At 53.9% G+C, this 13,861-nt stretch carries 11 protein-coding genes and 1 pseudogene; 9 read left to right on the forward strand and 3 right to left on the reverse strand.

Annotation, left to right across the window (positions count from 1 at the left end; genetic code table 11):
• The first annotated feature begins 1,096 nt into the window (after nucleotides 1–1,096).
• The 6 genes and pseudogenes from ACEQWH_RS15840 (at nucleotide 1,097) to ACEQWH_RS15865 (ending at nucleotide 7,138) form a co-directional block, all read left to right on the forward strand.
• On the forward strand, nucleotides 1,097–1,747 hold the full coding sequence (locus ACEQWH_RS15840) for a uracil-DNA glycosylase family protein (protein WP_370232472.1): 651 nt from the start codon (nucleotides 1,097–1,099) through the stop codon (nucleotides 1,745–1,747).
• Between the two features lie 450 nt (nucleotides 1,748–2,197).
• Complete coding sequence (locus tag ACEQWH_RS15845) at nucleotides 2,198–2,689, forward strand: heme-degrading domain-containing protein (protein WP_370232474.1); 492 nt, start codon at nucleotides 2,198–2,200, stop codon at nucleotides 2,687–2,689.
• A gap of 71 nt (nucleotides 2,690–2,760) precedes the next feature.
• A pseudogene (locus ACEQWH_RS15850) lies at nucleotides 2,761–3,017 on the forward strand (Gfo/Idh/MocA family protein); the annotation flags it as partial.
• A gap of 63 nt (nucleotides 3,018–3,080) precedes the next feature.
• A complete protein-coding gene (locus tag ACEQWH_RS15855) occupies nucleotides 3,081–3,692 on the forward strand; it encodes a Gfo/Idh/MocA family protein (RefSeq protein WP_370232487.1) in 612 nt (203 codons plus the stop codon).
• 456 nt (nucleotides 3,693–4,148) lie between these two features.
• A complete protein-coding gene (locus tag ACEQWH_RS15860) occupies nucleotides 4,149–5,840 on the forward strand; it encodes a type I secretion system permease/ATPase (RefSeq protein WP_370232475.1) in 1,692 nt (563 codons plus the stop codon).
• Nucleotides 5,841–5,845: 5 nt separating this feature from the next.
• The gene (locus ACEQWH_RS15865) at nucleotides 5,846–7,138 is read left to right on the forward strand and encodes an HlyD family type I secretion periplasmic adaptor subunit (RefSeq protein WP_370232477.1); all 1,293 of its coding nucleotides are present in this window, start codon (nucleotides 5,846–5,848) and stop codon (nucleotides 7,136–7,138) included.
• 105 nt (nucleotides 7,139–7,243) lie between these two features.
• Here the strand turns inward: ACEQWH_RS15865 and ACEQWH_RS15870 are convergent, their stop codons facing one another.
• From ACEQWH_RS15870 to ACEQWH_RS15880, 3 genes are all read right to left on the reverse strand, one after another.
• On the reverse strand, nucleotides 7,244–10,009 hold the full coding sequence (locus ACEQWH_RS15870; protein ID WP_370232478.1) for a DUF4114 domain-containing protein: 2,766 nt from the start codon (nucleotides 10,007–10,009) through the stop codon (nucleotides 7,244–7,246).
• Between the two features lie 95 nt (nucleotides 10,010–10,104).
• Nucleotides 10,105–10,308, reverse strand: a complete 204-nt coding sequence (locus ACEQWH_RS15875; protein ID WP_370232480.1) for a hypothetical protein — start codon at nucleotides 10,306–10,308, stop codon at nucleotides 10,105–10,107.
• 96 nt (nucleotides 10,309–10,404) lie between these two features.
• A complete protein-coding gene (locus ACEQWH_RS15880; protein WP_370232481.1) occupies nucleotides 10,405–10,863 on the reverse strand; it encodes a GAF domain-containing protein in 459 nt (152 codons plus the stop codon).
• A 187-nt stretch (nucleotides 10,864–11,050) separates the two neighbouring features.
• On the opposite strand from ACEQWH_RS15880, the gene ACEQWH_RS15885 reads away from it, so the two are divergent.
• From ACEQWH_RS15885 to ACEQWH_RS15895, 3 genes are all read left to right on the forward strand, one after another.
• Entirely contained in the window at nucleotides 11,051–11,548 is a 498-nt protein-coding gene (locus tag ACEQWH_RS15885; RefSeq protein ID WP_370232482.1) for a hypothetical protein, read from the forward strand.
• Nucleotides 11,549–11,610: 62 nt separating this feature from the next.
• Nucleotides 11,611–12,030: a VOC family protein gene (locus ACEQWH_RS15890; protein WP_370232484.1), complete on the forward strand. Its 420-nt coding sequence runs from the start codon at nucleotides 11,611–11,613 to the stop codon at nucleotides 12,028–12,030.
• A gap of 244 nt (nucleotides 12,031–12,274) precedes the next feature.
• Nucleotides 12,275–13,846 carry an acyl CoA:acetate/3-ketoacid CoA transferase gene (locus ACEQWH_RS15895; protein WP_370232486.1) on the forward strand — a complete coding sequence of 524 codons (1,572 nt, stop codon included), beginning with the start codon at nucleotides 12,275–12,277 and terminating at the stop codon, nucleotides 13,844–13,846.
• The last annotated feature ends 15 nt before the right edge of the window (nucleotides 13,847–13,861 follow it).

A 13,861-nucleotide genomic window follows, 5' to 3' on the forward strand; every position in this document is an offset into this window, starting at 1 on the left:
GTCAAAGTGGGCTCATTCCGGTCATTCGCTGCACCCGCCCTTTCATCAATGCTTCTTTTCTACCCTCCCACAACACATCACGGAGTCTAACGAAGATTGACGAACATTCTTCCGGAGTACGTCCTGCTCAACTGTCTTCTGTATCCGTCATCCCCACATCTCTCATTACTGGTACTTTTTTGTAGCGCAGCACCTACGTAGCAAGCGACTGTCCCAGATCGCCATTGACTGCTTGCTCTTTCCTCCCCACTTCTTCTTCCTTCACCCATCTCCCATTACTGGTACCTATTAGGAGGGAGTTGGACCCACAGACAGAAGCCAAAAGAGAAACCCTAAGAGAAGGCCAGAGAGACCTCCTAAGGCGGCACAGATCTCCCCCAGACAAGTTACTCAGAGAAGCCCCCAGCAGCCACAGAGAGGGCAAGAGAGGCCTTATAGGGCAAGTGCAGACCCCAGCTCCTACCTGAGCCAGAGGGGCCCCCTAAGGTATGGCTGGGATGTCGAAGTGCCCCATGACACCGACCCAGAGAAATGCCCCCGAAAGTGCCCCAGTTTGCTAGGTGCTTGGGTAAAGCCGAAGAACGCTATCGAGAAGCAAGGTATCCTACCACCCCAGCCATCTTCCTTTCTTGATAGTTTGCTAGGTGCTGTCAGGCAGTAGTGGCCCAGAATGCCCCAGAAAATGCCCCTGTTTGGGTGTGGCGGGTGCCCCCACCAGAACACCCAGCGCGCCTCACTCACAGGACACAGGAAGCTACCCACTTAGGGAAGGGTGCATACTGCAGGGAAATAGGTACCAGTAATGGGAGATGCCTAGTAAACATCTCCCTTCCAGCTATCCCTGCTTAGGAAGGTCTCATACCTACCATGGTAACCAAGAGACCTCTCTCGTTCTCCTGGAAGGACCTCATCGTAAAGAGGATCAGGGAAGATCTCACCTCTTTGGATGGATACCGGGAAGGGGGTGCCTGTGAGGTACGTTGTGGTGTCTGCCATGAAGCCTAGGAGGCGGTTGCGAAAAACCAAGCGCCCCCTAACATACTTGTGTTTTTGTTGTAGGAGTCGATGAAGAACAGATTCCTCAGGATGCTATTTCGTGCGCGCTAGAATTTACCAAGACAAGATCGAACAAGCATACAAGACGTCAGGAAATTCCATGGGATGGCGGTTTTTAAGCTGTCCAACCAAGAACTTGGAAGGTGCTGAAGTCGCTTTTATTGGCCTAAACCCGGGTGGCTCAAGTGTTGATGCAGACCACGGTGAAATCGCGATGTCAGAGGGAAGTGCTTACCGTGATGAGCGGTGGGCGGGCTACGAAGCTGGTCAGAGCCCATTGCAAAAACAGGTGCTTTCGTTATTTGCCCTTTTAGAGCAAAGGCCCGAGGACGTTCTGTCAGGAAACTTGGTGCCGTTTCGCTCTCCTGACTGGGAGACACTTGCCAACCCAGAATTTTCCGTTCGATTTGGCGAAGACCTATGGGCTGAAGTGCTTGAAGTTGCTCGCCCTTCTCTAGTCGTTACGATGGGAAATCAAGCGACCAAGAGCGTTTGTAAACTCCTGAATGTTACAAGACTAGAACGGAAAAAAGTTGGATGGGGCAATGTAAGTGCACAAAGGGGAACGCACGAGTATGGTACAATCGTTGGGTTGCCTCATCTCTCGCGCTTCGGAATCATGAATCGAGACGCGAGTAGAAAGCAACTTCAAGAGTTGTTCGCAGGATTTGTTTCACCGATACGAAAGTAAACGTTCGAGAGGCTGGGAAAGTGCGCCTTCACTGGGCAACGGGAGAGCACTTCCTAGTCAGTCTTCGCCTACCCACCATTGTTTTACCTTTTCGGTGCCTGCCCCCGGCCATCCGCCCCAGATGCGATCGAAAAATCGCGAGCGTCTGTTGTGTCGTCGCATTTTCGGGTGTGTCCATAATGGATTGAATGTCACTGTTTTCGTCCTCACGACCAAGCGCTATGCCCACCGCCTTTTGAAGTATCGGAAGGCCCGTTCCACAGAGCCGCAGACCCGCGCAAAACGCGCATTTGTTCCGCCGATGTCCGCGATAAGTCCGGTCGCCATTGAGTGTGCCAAATTCCTGATTTGTTGTAATAATTTTTCATATTTTTGGCTCATTTTTAACTTCGGGAATTGAAAAATGTTAGCGCTAAATGTAGGGTGTTTGTGGTGGGACACACTGCAAGGATGACCGCGTTGGTATCAGCAAAATTGACTTCGGATGAGCTTCTGGATCAGGAAAGACGGGCGAGGTTTTCGACGTTTTCTCATCAGCACGCTTTGCGTTTGGGCGAAGCGATGAAATCTGTTGGCGAGCGTCAAAACTTGCCCATTGTGGTCGATGTTTACGCATTTGGTCAGCAGATTTTTCACGCGGCATTGCCGGGAACTTGCCAAGACAACTTTCACTGGGTTGAGCGAAAAAGAAATACGGTTCTGCGGTTCGCCCATAGTTCGCTTTTTATGGGTGTGCTTTGCCGCGAAAAAGGGGCGTCGCTTGAGGAACGGTATCAGTTGCCAAAAGCCAAATTCGCTTCGCACGGAGGTAGTTTCCCACTTTTCTTGGAAGACAAAAGTTTGGTCGGCGCGGCCACGGTTTCGGGTCTTGACCAAGTGAGTGACCACGACTTGGTGGTCGCCGCAATCTTAGACGCTCAAAACATGTCTGCGGATATTTGATAGAGGAACGCACTGAAATGACAGCAAAAACTCGTTGGGGCGTGCTTGGCGCGGCAGGGATTGCGCGCAAAATGTTTCTTCCGGCGGCGTTGCGCGTGCCTTCGGCCGACGTGCATGCGATCGCAAGCAGGTCGATCGACAAGGCTCAGACTTTGGCGGATACCTTTGGCGCAAATACAGTGTACGGAAGTTACGAAGAGTTGTTTGCAGACCCTGAGGTCGATGCCGTTTATGTTCCTTTGCCAAACGCGCAACATTTAGAGGCGGTCCTGCAGGCACTTCGCGCCAAAAACACGTGTTGTGTGAGAAGCCGCTTGCCATGAAAGCCTCTGACGTCACCTTGATTCAAGAAGCGGCGGCAAAGGCAGGTCGCCATGTCGTCGAAGGCTTTATGGTCGCCTATCATCCTCAATGGAAGCAAGTTCGCGATTGGATTGATCAAGGTGAAATTGGCACCATCAAAAGGATTGACGGATGCTTCACTTATTTTCTGGATCAGCCTGATAATATCCGCAACCGTTCTGACGGCGGGGCTTTGCGCGACATCGGCGTATATCCGGTTTTCGCATCGCGCATGATCTCCGGCCAGACTCCGTCGCGTGTTTGGGGAACAATGCAGTTTGGCGAAGGCGCGGAGTCAGACCTGAGTACGACGGCTGTGATGCAGTTTAGCGATTTTGAGGCGTCGTTTCATGTGAACACCAGAGCTGATCGCACGGAATTCATAACCGTGTACGGAACGAAAGGAAGAATTGAAGTGCCCAAGGCCTTCAATCCGCCTAACGAAGGCACTCAGAGCATCTACCTCTTCAAAGGAAACACGCTCGCCGAGACAAAATGCTTTGAGGACGTGTTTCAATTTGCTCTGCAAGTAGAACACGTAAGCAAGCTTTTCAAAGAGGGCGGTGAGCCTGTGGTTGAGATGCAGAGTTCCTATGAAAATCAAAAGGTTATAGACGCCGTCATTGCCTCGGTACGCGCGGAAAAGTGGGTGGACGTTTAGGTCGCAATTGCTGCCTGAGAAAATTCATGGCCGTGAACGTTGAATGACACCTTTTGCAGCGTAAACAAATGAGCTGAAATTTCTCGGCCTCCGCTCTGAGGAAGAGAAAAGGCCATGCAGCTCTTTCGAAATTTTCGCAGCGTGCGGGAATTCGCAAGCGCCCGCGCCTCTGTTCGCCCCATTTTTGGTTCGGAACCCTCACTTCCAAGCCTGATTTCTTACAGAACCGTTCCGCTGATCCTGCGGCGCGGCGCAGTCTCTGCGCGCCTATTCGCGTGATGCAGGCGCGCCTGCGTTCTTGCCATGTGAAGCCCTCGCGAAGAAATACCGATGTCCCAATGGCCTACCCAAATTTGATAGCTTCACCTTCGAAATAGGCATCAATGGCTTCAGTTGGCTTTGTTAGCGTTGTTTCGAACGCGATCCCTTGAGAAGTCCATTTCAAAAGCCATGACAATGAAAACCCCAGCTAGCACATTGCTTCCTTCGATTTCGGCCACTCTGATTTTCGGCGCTTTCGTCAATATTCTGATGTTGGCCGGGCCTTTGTTCATGATCCAAGTATATGATCGCGTTCTGGCATCGCGGTCCAAAGAAACACTTGTCGCGTTGCTTGTTTTGGTCGCACTTCTCTACCTTATGATGTTGCTTCTAGACGCATCGCGTGCGCGTGTTTTGGCGCGGTGTGGTGCGATCTTTCAGAGCCGATGTGACGACGTGATCCTGCGTTCCGAGTTGTCATCTCATGCGCCTCAAGACGGCAGGGTGGATCGGGCATCTCAATTGCAAGATATTGAAAATATACGGAGTTTCTTTGGGTCTCAGGTCCTTCTCGCCCTCTTTGATGTTCCCTGGACCGTGATGTTTGTTGCTGCGATTTTTGTATTTCACGCGTGGCTCGGGTGGTTGGCGTTTGCCGGTGCCGCGGCTTTGATTGGCCTTGCGCTACTCAACAACTTTGTTACCAAGCGCATGACATTGCGGTCGTCGGGCTACTCGCACGAAGCCAACCGAATGCACGCGGATTACGTGCGCGCTCAGGACTTCATTCTCGCGCAAGGGATGGCGTCAAACTTGGTGGGGCGGTGGAAAACTGTGCGTGACCGATCTTTGGATGCGGCGGTGAAAGCCAGTGACCTGAGCGCGTCTTTTGCATCCACAAGTAAATCGCTGAGATTGTTTCTCCAAAGCGCGATGTTGGCTTTGGGCGCGTGGTTGGTGCTTGAAGGTGAAATGACGGCCGGTGCGATTATCGCAGGGTCTATTTTGCTCGGCCGGGCCCTGTCGCCCATCGAGCAAGTTATTGGCAACTGGCCATTGATCCAAAAGTCATTCAGCGGATGGAAAGCTATTCAGCAAACCCTGAAAGATAACGATCACAGTACGCAAAGGGTTTCTCTGCCGAGGCCCGATGCGTCTGTCGTGGTATCTGACCTGAGTTTTTTCGCGCCAGACACAAAAGAAGCGGTTCTTTCCAATTTAAGTCTAGAAGTTGAATCCGGCGAAGTGATCGGTGTCATCGGCCCAAGCGGCGCCGGCAAGTCGTCGCTTGCACGTGTACTTGTTGGAATTACGCCTCCGACCCTTGGTCGTGTCAGCCTTGGTGGCGCGATGTTGGGCCAATATCCCGAAGGCGACTTGGGTAAATTCATCGGATATTTGCCTCAAGCCATCACGTTTTTTGACGGCACGATTGCGGAAAACATCGCGCATATGGCAACAGATCCTGAAGACGCGGGGGTGATCAAGGCGGCCAGATCCGCAAAAGTGCACGATACAATTCTGGGCCTGCCAGAGGGCTATAATACAAAAATCACGGAGTGCAGTCACAGGCTTTCCGGCGGAGAGCGGCAGCGGCTTGCATTGGCGCGTGCGCTTTTTCATGACCCTGTTTTGCTTGTTCTAGACGAGCCGAATTCAGCGCTGGATGCCGTGGGTTCGAATGCGCTGAACAAGACCATACGTGAATTCAAAGCATCAAAACGATCCGTCATTTTGATGACGCATCACCCAATGGCCATCGCGGAATGCGACCGGCTGGTGATGATCGAAAACGGATCGATCCGTTTGGAAGGACCAAGAGATCGGGTGCTGAAATCCCTTATGGGTGGCACGAAAAACGCGAAAAAAATTTTTGCTGGAGAATAGGATCCATGACCGAAGACACAAGAAACTGGGGTCTGCGAAAACCCATGGCGGTTGGTTTTCTGAGCATCGGGTTATTGCTTGGCACAACGACAGTTTGGGCTGTGACTGCCAGAATATCAGGCGCGGTCATCGCAAGTGGGGCGATACAGTTGGAACACAATCAGCAAGTGGTTCAGCATGCTTTCGGCGGCGTTGTCGGTCAAATCCTTGCCAGAAATGGCGACACTGTACGCGCTGGCGATGTTTTGGTGCGCCTTGACGACACGTACATTGCCTCGGACTTGGACTCGATCAAATCCCAACTCGCAGAAGTCGAGGTCCGGAAGGCGCGTTTGGCTGCCGAACGCGATGGCCATTCGGAAATGACCTTGGTTGTTGGCGCGGGGCAGCCCATCCCCAGCAAGCAGCTTGCGGAAGGCGAACAGACGCTATTTCGCACACGCCTGCAAAACTACCGAGGCGAGCTCCAACAGCTGGAGGCGCAAATCAATCAAGCCCATGTGCAGATTTCGGGCCTTGGTGCGCAGCTGGACGCGCTTAAAGCGCAACTGAAGCTGACGCGTGTTGATCTGGAGGCGGCACTGGACCTCAGAGAGAAGGGGCTCATCGCATCAACGCGTGTGTCCGCTTTGCAGAGGGAGTTTGCGCAAATCAAAGGACAGATTGGCAGCCTAGAGGCGTCCAAAGCCCAGCTTCGCGGTCAGATCTCTGCGTTTGAGATTGAAGCAATGCGACTGACGACACAGCGACGCGAAGAGGCCATCGTGACCTTGCGCGAGCTCGAGTACATGGAAATTGACCTGCGCGCGCGGCAACGCGCGACCGAGAAAAAACTAGAAAGCCTAGAGATCAAAAGCCCGGTCGAAGGGGTGGTGCACGGCAGCCAAGTTTTCGCGCAACAGGCCGTGATCTCTCCTGCGCAGCCTATCATGCAGATTGTCCCACAGGACCAGCAACTCATCATCAAATCTCGAATTCAAACGATGCACATCGACGATGTGTTCTTGGGTCAGAATGCCTCGCTGCGGTTTGTGAGCTTTGATCATCGGCGCACGCCAGAGCTGTTTGGATATGTGTCCAAAATTTCGCCGGATGTCTTTTTCGATGAGGTTACTGGATTGTCGTATTATCAGGCGGAAATCACACCGCATGACCATGAAATCGAGAAGCTTGGGTCGCAAAAGCTGTTGCCGGGTATGCCGGTTGAAACCTTCTTCAAGACGGCAGAGCGGTCGCCTTTAAGCTACCTGACCAAACCCTTCATGGACTATTTCTATCGCGCGTTTCGTGAAGTGTAACGTCTGGGCTGGCCAAAAGCGCTGGCCTGAAGCACAGGGCGCAGCGGACAAAGAAAAGGCACCCAAATGCTGGGTGCCTTTTGTTTTTTGCTTCAAGCTCGGGGGCTAGCAGATCAGAACCTGCTCCAGGTGATAGCTGGCCGTCTCCAACGACCCAACGTTTTGCAGGACCAGAGTGCTGCCGCCAAGATCGAGCTCGACATCCGCGTCGTTCTGCGTCGCATTTGCGGTAATCCAGTCGCCTACGGTTTCGCCTTCGGACAACAGGTTCAGCAGCTGAAGATCGATGGAATCTCGGTCTTCGCCCGCCAGGGTCAGATCCCCGATTGTATCCGCCGAGCCGTCGATGTCGGAGAAATCAAAGATAAAGGTATCTGATCCTTCTCCCCCAAACAGCCAGTCGGCGCCGCTTCCGCCTTGCAGAACGTCATCGCCCAGATTGCCATAAAGACGATCGTCACCGGAGCCACCTTGGATCACATCCGCGCCAGCACCGCCCCAGAGCTTGTCAGCTCCGCCGCCGCCGTCCAGAGTGTCGTCACCATGTTGGCCCCACAGCAAGTCTCGGCCAGCTTCGCCCGACATCTGGTCGTTGCCCAATCCACCGTTCAGGTGGTCACGGCCGCCGCCGCCCAGCAGCTGGTCGTCTCCGCCATGCCCCAAGAGCACGTCGTGGCCAGAATTGCCGTAAAGGACATTGGCGCCGTCGTCGCCATAGATCAAATCATCGCCTGACAACGCATCCAGATTTGGGGCGTCGCCATCGTTGTAGATACGATCGTTTTCACCCGGCCATGGCTGATTATCGAAGACATCATCGTTCTCGGCAAATATCCATCCGACGTCACTTTGGGTGGTGTCATCAGGAGACTTGAGGTTCTGTTCGGCAACCTGCGCCCCAGTCGAGGAAAGCTCGACTTGGATAACCACGTCATCGAAGTCCCAATCGCCGTTGTTGCGAATGTCCTCAAAGCCCAAAATGACCTTATTGCCATCCCGCATTTCGCCAAGGCTGTGATCTAAGTCATCAGAGTTCATGGATATTCCGCGCGCGTCGTCATGCGACATGTGGAATGTGGTGTTGCCATAGCGTGCGCGAAGAAGGACTTCTTCGCCGGTTTCCTCATCGACCCGATAAAGGGATAGGTCTTGGTCGTTTAGGACGTTCCCGATTTCACCATCTGCATTGCGCAGGACAAAGGTTCCATCGTCAAATAGCGACTTATCGCTGTTGCGCGCATAGCCGTCTGGAAGAATGAAGAAACCAAGCTGGTCGTTCAGGCCGACGTCGATATCGACACTGGATTCACCAGTGATCAGCTCGCCGCCGCTGTCGTACTTTGACGCATTGGCAAACAGCAGGCTGACATCACTAATCGTGCCGTCCTCAGCGATTTTGTACATGCCGATTGTGTTCTTGTAATCGGCCGTTTCGCTCAGGAATGTGACTTTGGCCTGCGCGGCTTCTCCATCGTCTGTGACAAAACCATGCTCATGCTGATCTGCGCCCGACAGGATGTTTTCGTCGTCAATCGTGGCGCCACTGTCGCCGAGATTGATGTTGAACATGACATCGTTAAAGTCACGATCCCCGCCACCGCGAATGTCTTCGAACCCGACGGTGATACTGCCATCATATTTCAGCTGGCCCCGCAGGTGGTCGAAGTAGTCGACATTCATGTCGATGCCATCTTCGGGCTTGTGATGCATATGCCAGGTGGCAGCATTGAACCGCGCGTTTACAAGAGTTTCCTGGCCGGTGTCCTCGTCCACAGCGAAAAGCCTGAGCCCGGTGCTCCAGTAAATATTGCCTTCGCCACCACCCCAGTCACGGAAGACATAGCTGTCGGCGTCAAAAACGGATTTGTCCCCGTTTTGACCCCATCCATCTGACAGGATGAAGAACCCAAGGTTGTCGCCGGGGCCTGCATCGATCTCGACCGTCGACTCACCAGCAATCAAACTACCGCCACTGCCCTGATTAGACGCATTGGCAAAGACGATCTGGATATCATAGATCATCCCGACGTCGTCGATCTTGTAGACACCAAAGGTGTTTCTATAGCCCGCGCTCTCTCCCATAAAGGTGACCGTCGCAGGGGCTGTTTCATGCGTCCCGCCGAAATCGGACTCTACGTCGTATTCCGGAGGTTGCGACGTGGATCTAACGGCCAGGGGAACTTCCGGTAATCCTTCGGCGATTTCCACCGGCGCGATCCAATTATGCTCGGTCTGGTCGGCGTCGCTGACGATATCATCGTCTTCGATATATGCGCCGCTGTCGCTTAGGTTCACGTTCAGCAGGATGCTCTCATGTGATCCCGCGCTGTTGCCGTATGTGTCGGAAAACCCGATGGTGATGCTGTTGTCATACTCGCGCAGACCCCGGACGTGATCGACGCCATCAGAGTTCAAACCAATGCCGACATCTGCATTGTGATGCATGTGCCATGTGGCCGCATTCCAGCGCGCCTCGACCAGCGTTTCCTCGTTGGTCGTTTCATCAATTGCGTAAAGGCGTAGGGCGGTATCTTCATAGATGTTGCCTAAGCTTCCTCCCCAATCGCGTAGCTCGTACCGGTCTGCTGCAAAGACAGAGGGATCCTCATTCAGCGTGAAGGAGTCCGGCAACATAAAGAAGCCGATGTGATCACCCGCGCTGACATCAAGCTCTACGGAGGAGGCCCCTGCAACCAAAGCATCCTCACCAGCCGATGCGTCAGCGAAAAGCAATGTCACATCATAGATCAGCCCATTCTCGGCGATTTTGTACATCCCGACAGTGCTTCGGAAACCCGCTGACCCTCCTAGGAACGTCACACTAGGCGGCGGCACCGAATTGGTCTCCGGCGCATTCGTCTCTGTTGGCATATCTGCCCCCTTTGATGGTTAACAATCAAAGGGTAAGTTACGATTGAACGCCCTTCGCCAGTCAGGGCTTCGGGTTTGGGGGATTGCGCAAACGGCTACGTGGCTAACCGAACGGATGGGCTCGATTGCGTCCGCTTACGCGAGGGCTGGACCACGTTCGCGATACCCTTTGACCGCGCGGCAAGAGAGAAGAGAGCTATGAAGCCGCCACTGTCCATTGCGCCATAGGGGCCAAGTTCCGCCTCGGTGGTAATGATCGCCACATGTGGCCCACCAAAGAAGCGGAAGTTTTCGATCATCTGGCGATCTCGGCCCTCGCGATCGTCACGTTTGATGTTTAGCTCGAACTATCTGCTAACCGAACGGCCCATTCAAGGACACACATCGTTTTCTGCCTAGGTGACAACGCGCAATCTGGTAGCGTTCAGTGCGCTGCGTGGTGTGTCCAAAAAGGCTTCGGCCACCCGTGCGAGTTTGATCAGAGAGAGGATGTCGTGCTTCTTCCAGGGATTTGGATGCCTATGCATCACTTCAAGAGCGCCGATTGCGACGCCGTTGAGAAAGACGGGCACGCCTAGATAAGATTTAAGGCCTTCGGCCTGCATCATTGGGCAAATGGGCCCGTTGCTCAGATCGTTTGTGTCGTCAATGACAACGGGGGCTGCGGTCTTTACGACGGCGGCGCAACAGGTCGTGCCATAGTCAACCGCGTCAAAGCTTTCGATGGTTTCAGTATAGGCTGCGCTGAGCAGATGGGTGAAATACCCCGGCCTAAGGTCGTTGCGGCTGAGCGCGGCAACTTCGGATCCGAACATCTCTCGGACATGGCTTAGGATTGACACTTTTTCAACCAAAACACCCTCCACCAAACAACGGGGAGCTAAACGTTTAACGTAACTATGTGGTGTATAATAAGCATAAATGAAACTATACGAAAGGGCTTTTAAATAGGGACGAAAGGCGTAACCTAGATGGCGGGTGGTCTAGATAGATTGCCGCGATGCTGACCGATTTTTAGCTTTCGTAAACAGAGCTGTATACATGACGTTTCAACATATCGATGCCTGTGCGCTGGCCATTGTCGAGCCGATCATCCAAGGAACAGGACTTGCTGTTCTGGCGGGGGACTACGACGGTTATGCCCGCTTTTTCCGAATCCCTTTTACGATTCAGACAGAGCTTGGCGAGGTGTCTGTGGCCAGCCACGATCAACACCGCGAAATGTTTGATCGCGTGCGCTGGCGGTATCGCGCGATGAAGGTCACCGAATCCCGGCGCCGTATTCTGGCCGCGCATTTGTTTGCGAATGATCAGATGCTCTGCGTGCACGAGTCCACTTTGCTGTCGGGTGGCAGTGTGGTGAATGAAAGCATCAAGGTTTTGTCGACGCTCAGCGAGGTAGACGGGACATGGTTGATCATCGACAGCCGCTATGCTGTTGGCAAATCGATCAGCCTAAATCGCGCGCTTTATGGGCCGCGGTTCAGCGAGGTCGAAAAAATTGCGCAAGAGGTCATCGACCCGATCCCCCTGAGATAGGCGTTGTAATCGGCGCGTGTTTGACTTTGGATAAGGCGCGCCTGACACAGCTGGAGAACCTTATGTCTCATATTCCGAGGCCGTCCCTTTCGGGGATTCATCATGTGGCGATCATTGCGACCGATATTGAACGCTCAAAGTCCTTTTTTGCAGACATTCTTGGCTTCAGCGTGCGGCGGGAAAACTATCGGGACAACAGCCAGTCCTGGAAGATTGATCTGCTGGCGCCCTGTGGCGTTGAAATCGAACTCTTTTCGTTTCCAAACCCGCCTGCGCGGCCCAGCTATCCCGAGGCCGCCGGTCTGCGTCACCTTGCGTTGCGCGTAGACAGTGTGGCGGACTGGGTCAGGTACCTTAAGGCGCAGGACATCGCCTGCGAGGGCACTCGGACAGATCCTTACACGGGCGCGTTTTTTACGTTCTTTGCCGATCCTGATGGGTTGCCGATCGAGCTGTATCAAACGGTCGACGCCACCGCCTAAGGCGCAATGCGCCCGTTTCTTCTGCTCAAACAACGGGGCCCATAACGCGGGCGTGGTCTGGGCAATCGCTGTTCATCTCTAAATCCGCTGGGGAATTAATAACGGTCTATTGACTCTTTTTGGAACGTTCTAGTATATGATTTTGGAACGTTCCAATATTCAGAATCACAATGGCACCTGCACCCGATGTGATCGCTGAAGCTGCAAGGCGGGCGTTCTTGGTTCTGACCTTGGGAGGCTATTCATGAGCAAGGTTCTCAGCGCGCGCGATGCGGTGGCAAAAATTGAAAGCGGGGCGATTGTGACGGTGTCGTCATCCTCAGCCCTCGGCTGTCCCGATTTCGTTCTACGTGCTCTTGGGGACCGCTTTGATGAAGAACAATTGCCGCGTGATCTGACCACGATCCACCCAATCGCTGCGGGCGATATGTATGGCGTTAAGGGCGTTGACTACATTGCCAAGGACGGCCTTCTGACACGTATTCTTGGCGGATCATATCCGTCAGGCCCGTCAAACAAACCGATGCCCGAAATCTGGAAGATGATCGTGGAAAACCGTGTGGCCGCCTATAACGTGCCATCGGGTGTTCTATTTGACATGACCCGCGAAGCCGCCGCCAACCGCCCGGGCGTGTTGACGAAAGTCGGCATGGAGACCTTTGTCGATCCGCGACGCGAAGGCTGTGCGATGAACGAAAAGGGGGCCGAGGCCCCGATTGTGAAACGCGTCGAGTTTGACGGTGACGACTGGCTGCATTTTCCAAATATCGTGCCGTCTGTGGCGATCATTCGCGGCACTACGGCGGATGAATTTGGCAATATTACGTATGAAAACGAAGGCGCCTATCTTGGCGCGCTAGAGCAGGCGATCTGCGTCAAGAACCACGGGGGCCTTGTGATCGCGCAGGTCAGCCGTGTGACAAAACGCGGGTCGTTGCGTCCACATGATGTGCGCGTGCCGGGGCATCTTGTTGATTGTGTCGTAGTTGACCCTGATCAAAAGCAGACATGCGAAACCCAATACGATCCCGCCATTTCGGGGCAGATCATTCGCCCCTGGGACAGCTTTGCGCTGGCGGAGCATGACATCGAGAAAGTCATCGCGCGCCGTGCCGCCAAGGAATTGCGGCCGGGCATGACCGCCAACCTTGGCTTTGGAATCAGCGCGAAAGTGCCCCGCATTTTGCTGGAAGAAGGCCACCCCGAAGCGGTGACTTGGGCCATCGAGCAAGGCGCTGTCGGGGGAATGCCGTTGACCGACTTTGCTTTCGGTTGTGCGTCAAATGCTGACGCGTTTGTACCGTCACCGCAGCAGTTCATCTTCTTTCAGGGTGGCGGGTTTGATGTCTCGTTCCTGTCATTCCTCGAGATCGACGTGCAAGGCAATGTGAACGTCTCGAAGCTGGCCAAGAAACCCTATCTGACCGCAGGTTGTGGCGGCTTCGTCGACATCGTGTCTGGGGCCAGGAAAATTGTATTCTCTGGCTGGTTTGAGGCCGGTGCTCAGGTCGAAATGACGGACCAAGGCATCAACATCAAAGCGCCGGGCAAGTTCTCTAAGATTGTCCAAGAGGTCGAGCATGTGACCTTCTCTGGCAACCGCGCGCGCACCTTGGGTCAAGAGGTTCTTTATATCACAGAACGCTGCGTGATGCGCCTGACCGAGACGGGGCTGGAAGCCTTTGAAATCATGCCCGGGATCGATCCCGATCGCGACATCGTGGCCGCCTCGGGCGGGCGCGTTACGATTGCCGAAAACGCGGAGCCGATGTCTGCGGACCTGTTTGCAACCGGCACAATGGGGTGGCCTGCATGAGCAAGATTCACCTGA

Source organism: Cognatishimia sp. (assembly GCF_964229375.1).
Lineage (GTDB): Bacteria > Pseudomonadota > Alphaproteobacteria > Rhodobacterales > Rhodobacteraceae > Cognatishimia.

Coding starts and splice junctions, on each gene's coding strand:
- ACEQWH_RS15845 (WP_370232474.1), top strand. CDS start 2,198: ATGACCGCGTTGGTATCAGCAAAATTGACTTCGGATGAGCTTCTGGAT.
- ACEQWH_RS15855 (WP_370232487.1), top strand. CDS start 3,081: ATGGTCGCCTATCATCCTCAATGGAAGCAAGTTCGCGATTGGATTGAT.
- ACEQWH_RS15860 (WP_370232475.1), top strand. CDS start 4,149: ATGAAAACCCCAGCTAGCACATTGCTTCCTTCGATTTCGGCCACTCTG.
- ACEQWH_RS15865 (WP_370232477.1), top strand. CDS start 5,846: ATGACCGAAGACACAAGAAACTGGGGTCTGCGAAAACCCATGGCGGTT.
- ACEQWH_RS15870 (WP_370232478.1), bottom strand. CDS start 10,009: ATGCCAACAGAGACGAATGCGCCGGAGACCAATTCGGTGCCGCCGCCT.
- ACEQWH_RS15875 (WP_370232480.1), bottom strand. CDS start 10,308: ATGATCGAAAACTTCCGCTTCTTTGGTGGGCCACATGTGGCGATCATT.
- ACEQWH_RS15885 (WP_370232482.1), top strand. CDS start 11,051: ATGACGTTTCAACATATCGATGCCTGTGCGCTGGCCATTGTCGAGCCG.
- ACEQWH_RS15890 (WP_370232484.1), top strand. CDS start 11,611: ATGTCTCATATTCCGAGGCCGTCCCTTTCGGGGATTCATCATGTGGCG.
- ACEQWH_RS15895 (WP_370232486.1), top strand. CDS start 12,275: ATGAGCAAGGTTCTCAGCGCGCGCGATGCGGTGGCAAAAATTGAAAGC.